Here is an 18415-nt window from a genome sequence, read left to right on the forward strand (position 1 = left end):
CAGCTTGCCGGCAGTGGCACGTTGATCAGTCCGGCTCACGCCGGAGAGCATGGGACCAGAGCCGTCCAGTTACACCACTGCAGTGGGCACGATCGAAGGGCAAGCTGGCGGAGCTGGAAGCCAGGCTTGAGGAGATCAAGGCAGAAGCACTGGCCTTGGAAGCGCTGAAGGCAGCTTTCAGTGCTCGCCGGCGGACACATCTCCCCGGTCGAGCACGGCTTCGACTTTCGAGTTTTTAGACCGCGTTCTGGGTAATTGTCTCATCCGGCTTGCCGAGGAGATCGCAGGCAAGCAATTTGTCTCTGTCCGAGGTCACCAGCTCGAGCTTTGGTTCAACTTCCGCCATGACCCGCTCCTTTCCAGCGTAAACCTGGAACGTTTTTAGTCGGCAAACAATTCAACTTTTCATCGCTTGAACTATGAACCCATTTCAGTGGACACTCCAGCCCCGACCGGTCTAGAGGGTCCCCGGATGCCGGTGATTGCCAAGCTGAGGCGATGCTATGTTAGAGAGCACCCCGGACTATCAATCCATTTTGTCGCACCGGCTCCCGGACATTCAACAGGCGGGTGCGGTCTGTCTCAGGCGCACTGAAGAAGGCGTTGAGATTCTGCTTGTCGGCAGCAAGCGAAATGGGCGCTGGGGTCTGCCGAAAGGTCATATCGAAGGTACCGAAACGACCCATGCGGCCGCTGAGCGGGAAGCGTTCGAAGAGGCCGGAATACGCGGCCGGGTGGCAGTCCGACCGTTCGGTGCTTTCACCTATGTCAAGGACACCAACCGGCAGCGATACAAGGTGACCTCGCACATCATCCATGTGACGTCGGTCGCCGATACTTTCCCTGAGCAGGCGACACGGATAACCAGATGGTTTCCAATTAACGATGCCGCGGTCGAAGCGGGCCAGCCGGGCTTGCGCGCACTTCTGCGAAGACTGATGTAGAAGCACGCAAGCTGCAAGACCAGCTGACGCCGCGAACCCGACGCGGCTGCCGTCCGCTTGATCGCCTTACGTCTCGATAGTAATCGAAACTCACAAAGCCTCACTCTAAGTGGTGGAGAGTTCGTGGTATCGGGCCGGCACAGGTGCAATCGGCATCGCCCGCTGTCGGTCTTGAGAATGTTTTCAGATCGGGAGATCGCAAACTCAGCGAAATTGGCTTCGGGCCAGGGCAAGCAAGCCAGGAAAAACCAACCGCGCCTTGGAACTCTTTCGCCGAGGAGAGGTTAGCGCACGGTCGACAAGCCTCGTTGGCTGGGGCGGGCAAACGAAATCTGAAGAACGTTGGACGACCGCATGCCTTCACCCACGCACGCCGGAAGTGCCGGCCTTACCAGGCGAACCCTCATGACAGGCACAATCACGGTTGCCGCTGCAGCCATCCCGCTCAAAGGAGCCACCGCAGCTTCAGGGCAAGCCCAGGAATCCGAGAGGCGCAATGCAGACGAGGCTGTGGCGATATCCATGCGGATAAATGGGCAGTCGTATCAATTCAATGTCGACAGCCGCACCTCGCTTCTGGACCTCCTTCGCGACCACGCGGGCCTGACCGGCACGAAGAAAGGCTGCGATCACGGACAATGCGGCGCTTGCACTGTTCTGACGGATGGTGAGCGGACGTTATCCTGCATAAGCTTTGCCGCGATGAACCAGGGTCGCGAGATCACGACCATCGAAGGTCTTTGTTCTGCCGACGGAACGCTGCACCCGATGCAACAGGCGTTCATCGACTGCGATGCCTTTCAGTGTGGCTACTGTACCCCCGGCCAGATCATCTCTGGTGTTGCCTGCGTTAAGGAGGGTCATGCAGACAGCGACGCAGATATCCGGGAATACATGAGCGGTAACATCTGTCGGTGCGCTGCCTATCCCAACATCGTTGAAGCCGTAAAACAGGCCCGTGAAGAGATGGAGAAGGTCTGATGCTACCCTTCATCTACGAGAGGGCCGACACGCTGCACGAAGCTCTTTCAGCAATGGAAGAGGTCAATCAGCAGCCCCCAACCGATGCCCCGTCGCAATTTATTGCTGGCGGTACGAACATGTCCGACTACATGCGGCTCGGAGTCAATCGTCCCTCTCGACTTGTGGACATCAACCCGATCCAGGAAACCGCCATGCGTACGATCGCACTCGAGGGTTCGGAACTCCGGCTTGGCGCCCTGGTGCGGATGAGTGAGGCGGAGGACCACGCCGAAATCAACCGGCGATGCCCGATGCTGAGCGAGAGCCTGAAGCTTGCAGCCAGTCGCCAGATCCGAAACATGGCGACGCTCGGCGGCAACCTGCTGCAGAGGACACGGTGCGAGTATTTTCGCGAAATCTCCTGGCCCTGCAACAAGCGCCTTCCAGGTTCCGGCTGCTCGGCGATGGACGGCTTCAACCGGCAGCATGCGATCCTCGGTGTAAGCGATTCTTGCATCGCAACATATCATGGCGATTTCGCACAAGCCCTGATCGCGCTGGACGCCTCGATCGAGATCCAGGGCCGGGATGCCAACCGTCGCCTCCCGATTTCTGAACTGCATCGTCTGCCGGAGGACCGGCCTGACATTGAAACGGTCCTGCGGCCCGACGAGATGATTACCGCCATCATCGTCCAAATTCCTCAATGGGCTTCAAGGTCCACATATCTGAAGGTCCGTGATCGCCAATCCTATGCATTTGCATTGGCCTCGACCGCGGTCGCTCTCGATCTCGATGATAAAAATGTGCGTGACGTGCGCATCGGTCTCGGAGGACTGGCGACCGTGCCCTGGCGTGCGGTAACAGCCGAGGACGTGCTGCGGGGGCGACCGCTGACCGAGGAAGCCGCAAATGCCGCGGCGGATGCGGCCTTTGCGGAAGCAAAGCCTCGGGAACACAATTCATTCAAGGTCGAATTGGGAAAGCAGACGCTGGTGCGCGCTCTGATGGAAGTCCGGGAGATGAGCTTATGAGCAAGAGTGAAGCTGCGCCAACGCCAGGCGAAAACATGGGACCGCCGCTTGCGCGCGTGGACGGCCGGCTCAAGGTCATGGGCAAGGCATCCTATCCCGCCGACATCCCGCTCAACAATATCGCTCATGGGTATCTCGTCACGAGCGCTATCGCTTGTGGCCGGATCAAGGGGCTTCACCTCGAAGACGCACGTGCCATTCCCGGCGTGCTCGACGTGCTAACGCACGAGGACGTGGGCAAGGAGCTGGAGCCGCCGGAATTTGGAACCTCCGGATCGACATCGATCGGTCCATTGCACGATACGAAGATCTGGCATGACGGCCAGATTATCGCTCTTGTGGTGGCCGAGACGGTCGAGGTCGCCCGCGAAGCGGCAATGCGCATCAACGCCGACTACGAGGAAGAGCAACCGAGTACAGGTTTCGGGTCGGACGGAACGGAAACGGTTGCTGCAGCGCAGGCAAGCGAGGAATTCGGCAAAGACGTAAAGGCCGGCGATTTCGACGCCAATTTTGCCAAGGCGGATGTAAAGGTCGATGCCGAATACGGCATGGCGACGCACCACCACAATCCGATCGAGCTGTTTTCAACGACCGCCTATTGGCAGGGTGATAATTTGACCGTCTACGAGCCGTCGCAGAATGTCTATGGCTGGAAGGTGGAAATAGCCCGGCAGCTGAGGATCGAACCCGACCGCGTGCGAGTGGTTAGCCCTTATATTGGTGGAGCCTTCGGCTCAAAGGGACCGATCACGCCGCGCACGGCAATCGTCGCGCTGGCGGCGCGAAGGTTGGGCAGGCCGGTACGCTGCGTCGTGACGCGGCCGCAGGCATTCACGACCCAAACATATCGCGCCGAGACCCGTCATCATGTCAGGATGGGCGCTGCGCGCGACGGCCGGATTTTGGCCTTTCAGCACGAGGGGTGGGAGGTGACATCGCGTCCCGATCCTTATGTCGTCGGCGGCACGAAAACCACTGGACGCATTTATAACTACGGCTCGGTCCTGACCAAGGTCTTCCTGGTGAAGGCCGACCGACCGACACCAAGTTACATGCGATCGCCACCGGAGACCCCTTACGTCTACGCGCTCGAAAGTGCGATGGACGAAATGGCGGTCGCTCTCGACATGGATCCGGTCGAATTTCGCCGGATTAACGATGCGAGCAGGGATGCGATCGAGGGCAAGCCATTTTCAAGCCGGTCCCTAATGGAGTGCTACGATCAGGCAGCACGCGAATTTGGCTGGTCCAGTCGAAATCCGCAGGTCGGCAGCACGCAGGATGGTGACTGGCTGATTGGCATGGGTTGCGCCACGGCAGTTTATCCCTCCAACGTCGCGCCATGCGCGGTCCGGATCACGCTGACCGATGACGGTCACGCGCGGATACAGACGGCGTCTCACGAGATTGGAACGGGCATCCGCACAGTCGCGGCTCAGCTTGTCGCCGAGCAGTTGGGTCTCGATCCAGTCGTGGTCGAGGTGGAGATGGGTGACACACGCCTACCGCCTGCCCCGGTCGCTGGCGGATCCAATACGACTGCAAGCGTATCGTCAGCCATCATCAAGGCATGTGGCGAAATCCGCGACAAGCTCACACGAGCCGTAGTCACGGCAAACGACGGACCCCTGGCAGGAAGCGATCCGCGATCGATAGGCTTCAAGGGAGGCAGGTTGATTGCCGGCAACGCCTCGCAGGACCTGAGGGATGCCTTCAAAAATCTCGGAAGCGGCGTTATCGAGCAATACACGGAATTTCGTCCGGACACAGCTTCTCCGGAGGCCGTCTCCAAGCTCTACAAGGGCAATATGGAGATGGTGAGCGGTGAGAAGGGCGAGATGATGAAATATGCCTTTGGGGCCGAATTCGTCGAGGTGCGCATCCATCGTCGCACGCGCGAAATCCGAGTCCCGCGCATTGTTGGTGCCTTTGCGGGCGGAAGGATCATGAATACCAGAACCGCACGCAGCCAGCTGATGGGAGGCATGATCTGGGGCATCTCGTCAGCCCTCCACGAGGCGACCGAATTCGATCATAGGAGCGCGCGTGTCGTCAATCGCGACCTGCAGGATTATCTCGTACCAGTGAACGCCGACATCGGGGAGGTTAAGGTCATCCTGGTCCCCGAGACCGACAACGACGTCAACCCCGCTGGCGTGAAGGGGCTAGGTGAGCTTGGCAATGTCGGTACCGCTGCAGCGGTCGCGAGCGCCGTGTTTCACGCGACAGGAAAGCGTGTCAGGCAGTTGCCAATTCGCATCGACAGTCTGCTTTCCTGAACCACTGACGTTCATCAAGCAAATCTCTCGGGAATGACCGAACCTGCACGCACTGGGGAAAGCGAACCGGGCTTTGCCTCAGATCTGATCCGCGTTCGGTGATCGCCAGTGCTTCAGCAAGGGCTCGGGATGGCCCGTCAGGGGATCGGTTGGGGGAAGAGGCAAGTTTTTTATAGCCGTGAGCTCCTCCTCAGTTGCGCCTGACCTCTTGATATCCGCATGTTGGCCAGGCGGATAAGCACCAACCACCAGGAAATCGTCGCTTGCCGCGACAAGGCAGTGCCCCGTCCCAGCGGGCAAGACCAGGCAATCCCCGGCATTTACAGCATAACTGATCCCTGCAGGTCCACCGAGCTGGACGGAAGCTTTCCCCCTCGCAATCCCCAGGACCTCATGCGCGTATACATGGTAATGTTGATAATCGAATATCCCGTTCCGCCAGATTCCAGTCCAGCCATTTTCCTGAAACAAGGCCTCGAACCGTTGCGCGGCGTCGCCCGTTGCATCGACTGCTGACTTGTAGACGATGAGAGGCAGCAGCGAATTATTCGGCACCCACTCACTTTTCGGAAGAAGTTTCGTGTGGACTTCCATCGCTTTAACCCTTCTACGACCGCAACCAACGATGCTGGGTGGATGATGCTTGCTCACTCTAAATCCCGGATGACGCGAGTCGTTCCCACATGCCGGCGGATGGCGACCTTCTGGGAAGCATTGGAGGCATCAACATCCAATCTTCCCTTAGCTTCGTCGCTCCACCTGCATGGATACCCGACGCTTCACAAGCGGCCGCGCGGCAAAACGCCGCCGGGGCCGGGATGAGGATCGATTTGTCCCGGATCATTGGACAGAAATAGCGGTATTAGGAAAAATCGAAGTCCTTATCGTCCTTGGAGAAGCTCTTGCGGAATTCTTCCTCCCAAGGGTCGAAGAACTCCTCGCCCTCAGGCAGCGGTGCAGGCGTTGGCGTTTCGTCGTTTTCGCGTTTGTTTTCAAAATCTCGCATATCGCCACCTCGATGCGTATTACTAAACGACATGAACGCCTGAGTGCGACCTTGGATCGAACACTTATCTGTAGACACTGAAAGACAGCGTGAGGCTCCCATCAGGTCTGGCGGGACCTTGCCTAGGTATCAGGCATGTCGTGATGCCGGTTTTTGGATGGCGTTAGCGCGAGCTCTCAGGATTTTGAGTGCGACCAGGGCGCGCGGAGATGAAAGGAGATTTGAAATGCCATAACGAAAAAACCGCTTAGGCAGGCACTTCACCGTCTTCGTTCGCAGATGTGGTCTCACAGATCCTCAGGAGCCTGTTTATTTGGTCACATAAAACGACGAAAGCGGCGGCAACGAGTTCGTTGGGAGTATCGTCCATCTCGGCAATCAACGTCTCCACATCACGCAATGTGCGGGATGCCATCGGTGTATCCACTCCACTGGCATCAAGTGTATGTTGCAGCTCGCGGATGCTGGCAACGCCGCGGACGACCAGATCTTTTCGCTCGCTGGGAGTGAGCAGGTGGATTTGGTTTACGGCCCGAACGAGTTCGGAGACGAAATCCGGTTTGGTAGAGATGCTTGCCATGCCTCCCCCTAACACGTCGACGTTGCGGCTATATCAAACCTAGCAGTATTGCCAGCTATTGGCGAGTTCGCCTTTCGATTAGGCTGCCACAAGGCAGAGACGCGTACGGCTGGACCAATTCGCCTAGGCCCAAGCCGTACGCTTGTTTGGTTTCGGAGGGGCTGGGGTCGGCTCCGAAACCTGAACGCGTTAAAGTCCTATAGTTCGTCTTTATGTGGTATTTTACAAATCACTAATAGTTAAAACCGGCAGAGTGAGAAAGGAGGAAAGCGAGTACGCAGGACGGAAAGGCGGCTCTTTTGAAGACTGATGGAGTAGCGGCGACTCTTGCAGGAAGAGTACCTGGGCTTCTGCTCTATCAGCGCGCTTTGGTTGAGAGGGTGGCCGGCTCGCGTGCCGGGGCTAATGCTGCTGTGCGAGCCGACCTGCGCTGGTCATCGGGGGGTCGATGGCCGAGCGCCTCATGTAATTTGGTGTCGCAGGGGATTGTTTCCAGAGCCGCTAATACTAATGGTGAGGGGCACACCTCGAACAGGTGAGTGGCCCCGCAAGCATGCTCCGGGCGGAAGATACCTGGTGGTTCCGTGGCTAGGCCTCCTTTACGGCCGCACTTGCCGTGATTTCGACCAACCGGCGAGCATCACCGAGGTCAGCGACGCCAATAGTGGCGCGCGCAGGAAGATCTTCTTCCGCGTACCAAGCCAACCATGCCTTTGCATTCTTCCCTTTTGGTCATGTCGGTAATGTAAATGCGGACCTGCAGCAGGTGTTGTTTGTCCGAGCCGTCATCCGCGCACGGCTTCCAGCTTCTCGCAGACTTCACGGGTCCGGCCTCCATTCCTGGTCGAGTTCACGGCTAGCAAAGGCCTTCGCACGTTCGACGCGGCCTATTGTGAAAGGTTGATTTACTCGTCAGCGAAAATGCGGTTAACGGCAACTCGGTCGGCTTGCCGCTTATAGTTCGGGGAGATCGCCCGAAACAATTCATTGATCACCAACGGAAGAGGAAACACCAGTGGTTAAGCGCATCAGGAAGGCTCACATCATGCATGGAGCTGTCGAACATAATGACCTTCTGTTCAATGGGGGCCACGCAATGGTATGTCGGGCTAGATCTCGACAGTTCGAGGGCGGTTCGAAAGCCATTGCAGCCAGCCGGGCAAGTTGACCTTTGGCTCTTGAAACCCAAACAGCGTCACTCGCCACTGGTGGTGAACCTCCTGGCTGATTTGCTGCGGGAGATTTTCGCGGGTGTCGCTGATACCCCCGCTTCTCTGATGCATAGCGGACTGAAAAACCTGATCGGATCCAGTGCCTCGTCCTCCGCTTAAGGCACGTGGAGAGCCGCGTTTACCAATTGAGGCAAATGCGGCGAATGGCAAACCAACCCGGACCAATCCATGACGAGCCACTACATGCTGGCGTTAACGTTCCTCTACGTGGCGATGATGGCCCCGATCTTTTCGAAGACATTATGAGGGATGGTGAGTTCCAATGGAAGCGGTGCTGGGTCCCTCCCGCTCACTCCCGGGACGAACACACCGTAGTCCTGGAGACGACGAACCTGGGCGCGGGCACGCTCAATTTGCGTTTCTGCATTTTCCCTTGGCATAATTGCGATCACGGTCAAACCAACAGCAGGGGACTGAGTTCCCGACCTGAAATCTGGCGTGTCCAGCGACCAGGGGCCGCCCGACAGACCAGCCGCCAGCATCTCCACCAGAAGCGCGACATTGGCGCCCTTGCGCCCGCCGAACGGCAACAGGGCTCCCATCAGCGCCTTTGAGGCTTCATCGGTCGGGTGACCGTCTTCGTCCACTGCCCAGCCCTCGGGGATCGCTTTTCCTTCTTCGGCAGCTCTTATAATGTTGACGAAAGCAGTCGCGCTGGATGCCTGGTCAATAATGAGCGGCGGCGTGTGGTCGCCGAGCGGAAATCCGAATGCCATCGGATTTGTGCTGTAGACCACTTTGCCCCCGGCCTTGGCCACCATCATGGCATTTGCGTTTGTCGCGGCCAGTCCGATAATGCCTTCATCGCAAAGCCTTCGGACATAGTATCCGAGTTCGCCAGCGGTATAGCTGTTCGTCTGCGTCAAGACGGCAATCCCGAATTTACGGGCCGCGTCGAGCAGATCTGGAAAAGCGAGATCAAAGCCCAGCTGCGCGATGCCGCGATCTGCGTCTGAAACGAGGAAGGCAGGAAAGGCGCGGTCCAGCCGTGGTGTTGGGTTGCAATTTATCCGTCCTTGACGGAAACCATTGAGATAGTCCACGAGGTGTGGAAAGCCGAGCGTTGGCGGCCCGTAACTTGCTGCCGACAGTGTGGCTTCGACGAGCGAACGTGCGCTCGACTTGTCTGCGCCGGAGGCCAGGCAAGCTTTCATGGCGAGTTCCTCGGCATCCCTTCGTTTGAGCACGACGTCGTCGGACATGTCAGATTTCCAATCCCGTCTTCCTGCCTTCGTAGAACGCATAGGGAGCCTGCCGCGGTGCCGCGCAATCGCCGATCTGTCTAACGACGACGCCCAGTTTTGTCAGGCCAGGTATCAGCCAGTCCATTGCGTGATTGGTCGTCGCGATAACAAGTGCGTCCGCTTCCATGAAGCTGTGTTCACCGCTGTTGTGGTCCAGAACAGTCGCGCCGTTTCCGTGCCATTCGACGATGCTGACTTCGGTAGTCCATTGAACCCCAAGCTTTTTCAGGGCTTGTCGCATCGGCACATCGACAGCCGTTCTCTGAAGCTCTTTCCCGACAAGCGGATCGGGTGTGACGATGGTAACGCGATGGCCGTCCTCCGCAAGCTTCCAGGCCGTTCCGCAGCCGCGCCAACCACCGGCCTCATCCAGCAGAAGCACCTGTTTGCCCGGCCTTGCCTGTCTGGCCATGACGGCTTCGACGGTGAAAACGCCACTCTTGTCGAAGCCGGGCATCCTTTCCATCGTTGGTAAGGCTTTCTGAAATCCGGTCTCCGGCGAATAGGACCCGGTCGCAACGATGACGACGTCCACCTTTGATGGGTCGATGTCATCGGCTTCCACATAGGTATTCAGCCTGACCTCAACACCGAGCTTTTCCAGTTGGCGTTCATACCAGGCGAGCAGATCAAGGATCTGCGCGCGCCTCGGCTGCAGTCCTGCAAGCAGAAAGTTGCCACCCAGACGCGTTCCGGCTTCGGAGAGGACGACCTTGTGGCCGCGTTCCGCCGCAACTCTTGCGGCCTCAAGACCTGCCGGCCCGCCACCGATGACAAGGACGCGTTTTGGGTCTGATGTCCTGCTAAAGCGATCGCCGTTCCATTCGAATTCACGCCCCGCTGAAGGGTTGATCAGACAGCTTATCCAGTAGTCCCTCGACCGGCGCCCCCAGCACATCTGATTGCAGGATATGCAGCCCCGGATGTCGTCGGCACGCCCTTCGCTTGCCTTGCGCGCCAAATGGGGATCGGCGATCTGCCCACGAACGAGTGAGACAAGGTCGGATGCGCCTTCGCCAAGGACGGTCTCGGCATTTTCAGGGGTCCGGATATGGCTTTCGGCGATGACGACGGCGTTTTTGACAACCTTCTTGAGATATGCGGCAAGATCGGCGCCGAGCTTTTCGGGATAGATGAACGTCGGCATCAGCTTGTAGAAATCGAGGTAGCCGCCCGATCCACACGTGACGTAGTCGATAAGACCGAGATCGTCGTGAAGCTTCACAATCTCCGCAAGCTCGTCTCGCTGGAGGGCCGCCTTGACATCCGGCTCGTCGCTGACTGCAATGCCTATGATGAAGTCCGGTCCGCAGGTCTCCCTGATCCGCGCAAGAATCTCGCGAGACATGCGCGTTCGGTTTTCGAGCGAACCTCCCCACTGGTCGTCGCGTCGATTGCTCCAGGGCGTCCAGAACTGGTCGACCATGCCAAGATAGGCTGCCCAGACCTCGACACCATCGAAGCCGGCCTCGTGGCATCGTCGTGCGGCCTGGACGAAGCCGTCGATCGTCTCGAGGATCTCGGCCTCGGTCATCGGATGCGAGCCGTCACTGTCGTGGTAGCTCGGCAGACCTGATGGCGACCAGTGCGGGTGGAAGGAGTTGTCGGAATCACCGTGCGCTCCGACGTGATAGAGCTGCTGGATCGCCACTGCGCCATTGTCCTTTATGGCGCTGACAACCTTCTCGAAATGCGGGATGACACTGTCATCAGAGTGCCGGAAGTTTCCTCGGGTCAGAACGGCTGACGCATGGACCGGCATCGGTTCGACGACGATCATTGCAGCGCCGCCGATTGCACGTTCAGCGTAGTAGGAGACATGGCGCTCCGTCGGCAGCCCATCGAAGGCCATGTTGGCTGTATGGGCGCCAAAGACAATCCGATTGCGAAGCGTATGCCCACGAATCTGAAGCGGGCTGAAGAGGCGGGGAAATGTTTCGGGCATAGCCACTCCCGGAGGCAGGTCACTGCTTGGGTTAAACGAGGGGTCTTGGGTGTCAACGGGCTAGAGGGCAGGGAGATGGGAGCCTGGTGGAGCACACCCAGAACGCCTTTCAGGAGAACTTGCTTCCAGGGATCTCGATCGCAAAACCGCGATCCACTGAAATTGACCGGTCACGAGACCTCATGCTCGCGTTCGGCGAGCACGAGGGTCAGATATTTTGCTATAGCCTCACCGGACGAGGGCAATGACACCCTCGTGCGGTTGGGCAGTGTCCGAGTTGACCATTGCAGTTGCAAGTTGGCGGAACGTGACAACGCCAACGGGACGGGATCCTTCACCGATGACGGTCACATCGCCTTCGGGAACCGACGCAAGCTGGCGAACGGCCTCCTCAACGGTCGTCGAGGCGTCGATGGTGTAGCCACCGATGGGAGCACCGGCCCGCAAGGGGCTCATGATGGCACTCACCTGGACGACGCGGCCGCGGTTCACCTCCTTCACAAAATTGGAGACATACTCATCGGCCGGCCGCAACACGATGTCCTGGCTTGTGCCTTGCTGGATGATTTCGCCATCGCGCAGAATGGCGATCTGATCCCCCAACCTCAGTGCCTCATCGAGATCATGTGTGATGAAGACGATGGTTTTCTTTATCTCTTGCTGGATGTCGATGAGAACAGTCTGCATATCCGTGCGGATCAGCGGGTCGAGTGCCGAATAGGCTTCATCCATCAAGAGCACCGGCGCGTCATTCGAAAGGGCGCGAGCCAAGCCGACGCGCTGCTGCATGCCACCTGAAAGCTGGTTCGGGTACTTCTCCTCAAAGCCCTTCAGACCCACACGCTCCAGCCATCGCATGGCGACGTCGACGGCCTTCGAACGCTCTACACCCTGGACCTCGAGACCAAAGAGCGTATTGTCGAGGACGTTGCGATGCGGCAGGAGCGCGAACTTCTGAAACACCATAGCCGTCTGGTGCCGGCGGAACGTCCGGAGTTCGGATTCATCCATCTTGACCACGTCGACACCGTCGACGAGCACTTCGCCGGCGGTCGGATCGATCAGCCGGTTGATATGCCGAATGAGCGTCGACTTTCCCGAACCGGAAAGGCCCATGATGACCTGGATCGAGCCCGACGGCATTTCGATATTGATGTCGCGCAGGCCGAGCACGTGGCCGTATTTCCGGTTCAATTCGGTCTTGGTCAGGCCTTTCTGAACCGCCTCAATATGGGACCGCGCGTTCGGACCGAAGATCTTGAACAGATGGCGGATCCTGATGCCGCCAAAAACATGATCAGCCATGGACGATCTCCCGATGCTTCTGGAGCCGCTTGCCGTATGCCTGGCTGACTCGATCAAAGATGATTGCGATGCCGACAATGGCAAGGCCGTTGAAAATGCCGAGGGTGAAGTACTGATTGGCAATCGCCTTCAGCACCGGTTGTCCAAGGCCCTGGACGCCGATCATCGAGGCCACCACGACCATCGCCAGCGCCATCATGATGGTCTGATTGATCCCGGCCATGATGGTGGGGAGGGCCAGCGGCATCTGCACCTTGAAGAGCTTCTGGGAATTCGAAACGCCAAAGGCATCGGCGGCCTCAAGGACGTCCTTGTCGACCAGCCGGATGCCGAGGTCAGTTAATCGGATCATCGGCGGGATCGCATAGATCACGACAGCGATGAGACCCGGCACGCGTCCGATCCCGAGCAGCATGACAACAGGAATCAGGTAGACGAAGCTCGGCATTGTCTGCATCACGTCGAGGATTGGATGGACAACGCGCTGGAACCGGTCCGATCGTGCCATCAGAATGCCGATCGGCAGGCCAAGTGCGATCGACAGGACCGTACAGACGAAGATCATCGAGACGGTCCGCATGGTGTCGTCCCACATGTCGAAGTAGCCGATGAGCAGCAGCGTTACGAGACAGCCGAGCACAATCTTCAGGCTGCGGCTTCCCAGCCATGCGATCACGAGGACCATCAGTGTTATGATCGGCCACGGCGTCTGGGTCATGAACCGGTCAACAGCGATCAGAAAGTGCTGCAACGGAGAAAAGAAGGTCTCGATGGAGTCGCCATATGCCCTCGTGAAACCTCGAAATCCGTCGTCGATCATCTTTTTGAGGTCACGAAGACTATCGTCGTTCATGTGCGGAAATTTGTAAAACCATTCCATGCGGTTCCCCTTTTCTCTGAAAGAGCCGTGACAAGTCTCCTGGTTACTTTCCGGCTTGTGAAGTGGCGGCGCGTGTCCAAACGCGCCGCCCATTCAACCAATCAAAGCGAGGCTTCGATTTTTTTCGCAGCGTCTTCCGACACCCACTTTGTCCAGATGTCCTTGTTTTCCTTCAGGAAGTGCTTGGCGCCGTCCTCCCCGCTCGCCTGATTGTCGGTCATCCAGGCCATGAGCTTGTTGACCGTATCATTGCTCCACGAACGCTTCTCGAGGTAGGACATCACATCAGGTCCCGCCTTTTCGGAGAAGGGCTTTGCAACCAGCGTGACAATCGTGTCGACCGGCCAAGCGTTCGGCTTCGGATCGCCGCAGTCTGCAACGGTGTTGCAGCGTTTCCACTCGGCGGCATCGGCTGGAACACCGGCGTCGAGCTTCACCATTTCGTACTTGCCAAGCAACGCAGTCGGGGCCCAGTAATAGCCGACCCAACCCTGCTTGCGCTCGTAGGCCTTTGCGATCGAGCCATCGAGACCGGCACCAGAACCGGTGTCGACAAGCTTGAAGCCTGCTTTTTCAGCATCAAACGCCTTGTAGAGCTGAGAGGTGACCACTGTGCCGCCCCAGCCCTGCGGTCCGTTGTAAATTGCTCCCTTCGACGCATCCTCGGCGTCCGGGAACAGTTCCGGGTGCTTCAGCATGTCGGGGATCGTCTTCAGATCCGGATGGGCGTCTGCCAGATATTTCGGGATCCACCAACCCTGAATGCCGCCATCGGGAAGTGGCGAGCCGACCTTGACGATGCGCCCTTCATCCGTGCCCTTCTTCACGACATCCGGAAGAAGATCGATCCAGGCTTCGGGAGCAATGTCTGGCTCGCCTTTTTCGGCCATTGAGGTGATGGTCGGAACGGTGTCGCCAACGGTGATTTCTGCGCTGCAACCATATCCCTCGTTCAGGATGATCTTATCGAGGTTCGACAGAACTTCCGCGCTCTGCCAATTCATGCTCGCGATCGTAACGCTGCCACAGTCCGCCGCATTTGCGTAGGAGGCCGCTCCCAGCAGCCCGAATACCATGCACGTAGAAGCCAATAACTTGTTCATTATCGTTCCCTTTTTTAGCGGCGTTTATCTTTGGGCGGGGCGCCGCGAACCCACCTCAACGGTCGTTAGGAAGCGTCTCCCATACTCACCGATTTCCTGAAGGCTGCGGCCAGTCCATTGAACACAGCCTGGTCGAATCCTGATGCTCGCATCTCGTCGATGCCAGCAGCGGTCACCCCGCGGTATTCTAGAAAGCGGCTGACGATTTCGGTCGGACAGTCCTGCCGTCGTTCCAGCAGGCGCCCCGTGCCAATCAGCATCGTCAGGACGGCTCTTCGAGCAACATCCGCTGGCAAACCTTGATCAATCGCATGCCCCATCATGGCTGCGGCAAGAAGCGCAGGGAAAGCCGGTCCGGTGCCCGACATGCCCGTGAGGTAGTCAAGGTCGCTCTCGCTTTTCATTTCATCTTCGACGCCGCACGCGCCAAAGATTTTGCGCACGAGGCTGCGATCAACGGCATCGACGCCAGCTGAGGCGATCCAGGGCGTATAGGATAGGGAGACTTCGGCAGCGGCATTGGGGAGGGCTCGGACAACCCGTTCGGTCGCATGCCGTTCTGAAAGCGCGCAGAGGGGGATGCCGGCCATGACCGAAATCAGAAGTTTCCCTCGCATTGTGACAGGGACGGAGCCCCAGTCCTGCGGACGTACCGACAGGATCAAGACATCCGAGCTGTCCGCGAGACGTTGATTGTCTTGTGTCCAGTGCGACGCGGAAAAGCGATCTGGCTGCGAGCGGCGATAAGACAGTGTCAGATCATCGGGATCGGCGAGGCCGGCGGCTAGGATCGCTTCTGCGATGGAACCGCCAAGCCATCCGGCGCCGCCAATGATCCCGATCCTAACCTTTCCGCTCATCTCGTTCCCTAGCCTGGTTTGTAGCCGTGTCTGGCGAAGAACCGGTCAAGCTCTCGCTGCTGAGGGACTTCGCCCGTGTAGATCGCGATGTATTCAGGGATGCGCTTCATGCGCAGTGCGATGCTTTCGTTTGACTGCATCGAGATATAGCCAATCTGCACCAGGTAGGTCGTCCGGGCGCGAACATCAGCGCTGATTTCGGAATGCCCAAAGCGTTTGAACATGATGGCAAGCGCATCCATCCGTGCTCGATCCGCCTCTTGGACCTCCCGCAGGATCTCGTCGGACTGTAATGCCCAGCTGCGCACGGCAAACTCGAACTTGCTGTCGAACAGTCGGCTGTCCAGCCAGCAGTCGAAGACATTCAGCATCGCTTCCGCCAGGGTTTCCGCATAGGCTTCGGACTGCTTTACGATCGACCCTGTATTCTTGTCGCGCCAGCGAGCAACCAGTCCGGCCAAAAGTTCTTCACGATCCTTGAAGAACCAGTAAAAGCTCGTGCGAGACAGGTTGAGCTTCTTTGCCAGAGGCAGGATCTTCACGGAATCAATGCCAGACTCCAGCAGGACGTCATAGGCTGCCTCGAGCCATCCCTCCTGCGATCCACGCCAGCCACTGTCGCTCAAACTCTGGTCCATGAGCAACTCCTAGCAAATGGTTAAGGTCAACACAATTAAAATGTACATTACTGTCAATAAAATTTAACCCTCATGTTTTCAATGTTGACACATATGTACATTCCACCTAGCGTCCTGACCGATTGCTAATTCGGAGCACGACAGATGTCGAACGATCCCCTCCTGCAGCCGTACCAACTCAAGCACCTCAGACTGCGCAATCGCATCATCGTGACATCCCATGAGCCAGCCTATCCAGAGGATGGCATGCCGAAAGAGCGCTACCGGGCCTATACGGTCGAACGCGCCAAGGGTGGCGTTGCGATGACAATGACGGCCGGCTCTGCAGCCGTGTCCAAGGACAGCCCGCCTGTCTTCAACAATCTTCTGGCATACAAGGACGAGATCGTACCCTGGGTGAGGGAGATGACGGACGCCGTCCACGAGCAGGGTGCTGCGATCATGATCCAGCTCACCCACCTTGGCAGGCGAACGCGTTGGGATAAGGGGGACTGGCTCCCGGTCGTTGCCCCATCCCATCATCGTGAAGCCGCGCATCGGGCATTTCCGAAGAAGCTTGAAGATTGGGATATCGAGCGCATCATCAAGGACTTTGCCGACGCCGCCGAGCGCATGAAGGCTGGCGGCATGGATGGCGTGGAGCTCGAGGCCTACGGCCATCTGATCGATCAGTTCGCATCGCCGCTGACCAACGAACTCGATGGCCCGTACGGAGGGTCACTCGAAAACCGCATGCGCTTCTGTCTCGACGTCTTCAGGGCGATGCGAGAAAGGGTCGGGAACGAATTTATCCTCGGCGTCCGCTACACCGCTGACGAACGCCTTCCCGGCGGCACTGGCAAGGAGGAAGGTCTTGAAATCTCCCGCAGACTTCGCGACAGCGGCCTCATCGACTACCTGAACGTCATTCGCGGGCATATCGATACTGATCCGGGTCTGACTGACGTCATTCCGATCCAGGGAATGGCCAACTCGCCCCATCTCGACTTCGCCGGCGAAATCAGGGCGGCAACAAACTTTCCGACCTTCCATGCGGCAAAGATCCCGGATGTTGCCACGGCGCGTTACGCCATTGCGGCCGGGAAGGTCGACATGGTCGGCATGACACGCGCGCACATGACAGATCCCCATATCGTCCGCAAGATCATCGAGAAACGGGAAGAAGACATCCGGCCGTGCGTTGGTGCCAACTACTGTCTGGACCGGATCTACCAGGGTGGCATGGCGTTCTGCATCCACAACGCGGCAACCGGACGCGAGCAAACGATGCCCCACGTGATCCCGAAGACCGATGTCCCCAGGAAAGTGGTGGTAGTCGGCGCAGGGCCGGCTGGTCTCGAAGCGGCTCGCGTCGCCGCCGAGCGCGGTCACGAGGTCGTCGTATTTGAAGCGGCAAGCAATCCGGGTGGGCAGATCCGGCTGACTGCCCAGAGCGAACGCCGCCGCGAGATGATCAGCATCATCGATTGGCGCATGGCCCAGTGCGAAAAACTCGGTGTCACTTTCCATTTCAATACGTGGGCAGAGACAGACACGATCACGGCGGAGAAACCCGACGTCGTCATCATCGCGACAGGCGGCCTGCCTCACACCGAGGTTCTGACCAGGGGCAACGATCTTGTCGTGTCGTCCTGGGATATCATTTCCGGAGATGTGAAGCCCGGCACGAATGTCCTCGTCTTCGACGATGCCGGAGACCACGCTGGTCTCCAGGCCGCCGAATTCCTGGCCAAGGCGGGCGCGAAGGTCGAGATCATGACGCCCGATCGTTCTTTCGCCCCCGAGGTCATGGCCATGAACCTCGTCCCTTACATGCGATCTCTTCAGAAGCTGGACGTGACCTTCACAGTTACATTCCGCCTCGAATCCGCTGAAAGGAAGGGAAACCAGATTGTCGCCATGGTCGGCAGCGATTACGGCGGTGTGTCGAAACAGCGCATCGTCGACCAGATTGTCGTCAACCACGGGACGATCCCGCTCGATCAGCTCTACTTCGACCTCAAGCCGCTTTCGAGCAATCTCGGAGAGACCTCCTATGACGAGCTCCTGGAAGGCAAGCCGCAGTCGGTGGTCCGCAATAGGGAAGGACTTTTCCAGCTCTTCCGGATCGGCGACGCGGTGGCGGCGCGCAATACCCATGCGGCCATCTACGATGGCCTGCGCATAGCAAAGGATCTGTAGACCAAGAATGCGACTTGTCGAATCTTTCGGTACCGCAGGGAAGACAAGCGATGGCTCGTTTCCGAACTCTAACGAACAGGTGCATTCATGAAAATTCTCGTCCCCGTGAAACGGGTGGTTGATTACAACGTGAAGATCCGCGTGAAGCCGGATGGCACAGGCGTCGAGCTTTCGAATGTGAAGATGTCGATGAACCCGTTCGACGAGATCTCGGTGGA

General features: G+C 58.2%; 16 protein-coding genes and 1 pseudogene. 7 read left to right on the forward strand and 10 right to left on the reverse strand.

Annotated features, from left to right (window positions below):
• From FHT76_RS40320 to FHT76_RS40340, 5 genes are all read left to right on the forward strand, one after another.
• Positions 1–239: hypothetical protein (locus FHT76_RS40320; RefSeq protein ID WP_259131884.1), on the forward strand; the 239-nt coding region annotated here is incomplete at its 5' end.
• Positions 240–503: 264 nt separating this feature from the next.
• Positions 504–944: an NUDIX hydrolase gene (locus FHT76_RS40325; protein WP_259131886.1), complete on the forward strand. Its 441-nt coding sequence runs from the start codon at positions 504–506 to the stop codon at positions 942–944.
• A 405-nt stretch (positions 945–1349) separates the two neighbouring features.
• Positions 1350–1925: a (2Fe-2S)-binding protein gene (locus FHT76_RS40330; RefSeq protein ID WP_183758047.1), complete on the forward strand. Its 576-nt coding sequence runs from the start codon at positions 1350–1352 to the stop codon at positions 1923–1925.
• On the forward strand, positions 1925–2941 hold the full coding sequence (locus tag FHT76_RS40335; RefSeq protein ID WP_259131888.1) for a xanthine dehydrogenase family protein subunit M: 1017 nt from the start codon (positions 1925–1927) through the stop codon (positions 2939–2941). Before FHT76_RS40330 ends, FHT76_RS40335 begins: the two co-directional genes overlap by 1 nt.
• Positions 2938–5223 carry a xanthine dehydrogenase family protein molybdopterin-binding subunit gene (locus tag FHT76_RS40340; protein WP_259131890.1) on the forward strand — a complete coding sequence of 762 codons (2286 nt, stop codon included), beginning with the start codon at positions 2938–2940 and terminating at the stop codon, positions 5221–5223. The genes FHT76_RS40335 and FHT76_RS40340 overlap by 4 nt, the downstream gene beginning before the upstream one ends.
• Before the next feature lie 78 nt (positions 5224–5301).
• Here the strand turns inward: FHT76_RS40340 and FHT76_RS40345 are convergent, their stop codons facing one another.
• From FHT76_RS40345 to FHT76_RS40390, 10 genes are all read right to left on the reverse strand, one after another.
• Entirely contained in the window at positions 5302–5874 is a 573-nt protein-coding gene (locus FHT76_RS40345) for a cupin (RefSeq protein WP_405049340.1), read from the reverse strand.
• A 211-nt stretch (positions 5875–6085) separates the two neighbouring features.
• Entirely contained in the window at positions 6086–6229 is a 144-nt protein-coding gene (locus FHT76_RS40350; RefSeq protein WP_259131893.1) for a hypothetical protein, read from the reverse strand.
• A gap of 247 nt (positions 6230–6476) precedes the next feature.
• Entirely contained in the window at positions 6477–6809 is a 333-nt protein-coding gene (locus FHT76_RS40355; RefSeq protein ID WP_259131895.1) for a hypothetical protein, read from the reverse strand.
• Positions 6810–8244: 1435 nt separating this feature from the next.
• The gene (locus tag FHT76_RS40360; protein ID WP_259131897.1) at positions 8245–9243 is read right to left on the reverse strand and encodes an Ldh family oxidoreductase; all 999 of its coding nucleotides are present in this window, start codon (positions 9241–9243) and stop codon (positions 8245–8247) included.
• A gap of 1 nt (position 9244) precedes the next feature.
• Positions 9245–11230, reverse strand: a complete 1986-nt coding sequence (locus tag FHT76_RS40365) for an FAD-dependent oxidoreductase (RefSeq protein WP_259131900.1) — start codon at positions 11228–11230, stop codon at positions 9245–9247.
• Between the two features lie 228 nt (positions 11231–11458).
• The gene (locus FHT76_RS40370) at positions 11459–12535 is read right to left on the reverse strand and encodes a glycine betaine/L-proline ABC transporter ATP-binding protein (RefSeq protein WP_259131902.1); all 1077 of its coding nucleotides are present in this window, start codon (positions 12533–12535) and stop codon (positions 11459–11461) included.
• A complete protein-coding gene (locus tag FHT76_RS40375; protein ID WP_183758029.1) occupies positions 12528–13415 on the reverse strand; it encodes a proline/glycine betaine ABC transporter permease in 888 nt (295 codons plus the stop codon). The genes FHT76_RS40370 and FHT76_RS40375 overlap by 8 nt, the downstream gene beginning before the upstream one ends.
• A gap of 101 nt (positions 13416–13516) precedes the next feature.
• The gene (locus FHT76_RS40380; RefSeq protein ID WP_183864655.1) at positions 13517–14518 is read right to left on the reverse strand and encodes an ABC transporter substrate-binding protein; all 1002 of its coding nucleotides are present in this window, start codon (positions 14516–14518) and stop codon (positions 13517–13519) included.
• A 65-nt stretch (positions 14519–14583) separates the two neighbouring features.
• The gene (locus FHT76_RS40385) at positions 14584–15378 is read right to left on the reverse strand and encodes a pyrroline-5-carboxylate reductase (RefSeq protein ID WP_183864654.1); all 795 of its coding nucleotides are present in this window, start codon (positions 15376–15378) and stop codon (positions 14584–14586) included.
• 8 nt (positions 15379–15386) lie between these two features.
• Positions 15387–16016: a TetR/AcrR family transcriptional regulator gene (locus FHT76_RS40390; RefSeq protein WP_183864653.1), complete on the reverse strand. Its 630-nt coding sequence runs from the start codon at positions 16014–16016 to the stop codon at positions 15387–15389.
• A gap of 144 nt (positions 16017–16160) precedes the next feature.
• Between FHT76_RS40390 and FHT76_RS40395 the strand changes: the two genes are divergently transcribed.
• Positions 16161–18197 carry an NADH:flavin oxidoreductase gene (locus FHT76_RS40395; RefSeq protein ID WP_183758021.1) on the forward strand — a complete coding sequence of 679 codons (2037 nt, stop codon included), beginning with the start codon at positions 16161–16163 and terminating at the stop codon, positions 18195–18197.
• A gap of 87 nt (positions 18198–18284) precedes the next feature.
• Positions 18285–18415 (forward strand): annotated as a pseudogene (locus FHT76_RS40400) (electron transfer flavoprotein subunit beta/FixA family protein); the annotation flags it as partial.

This window comes from Rhizobium sp. BK176, assembly GCF_024808055.1.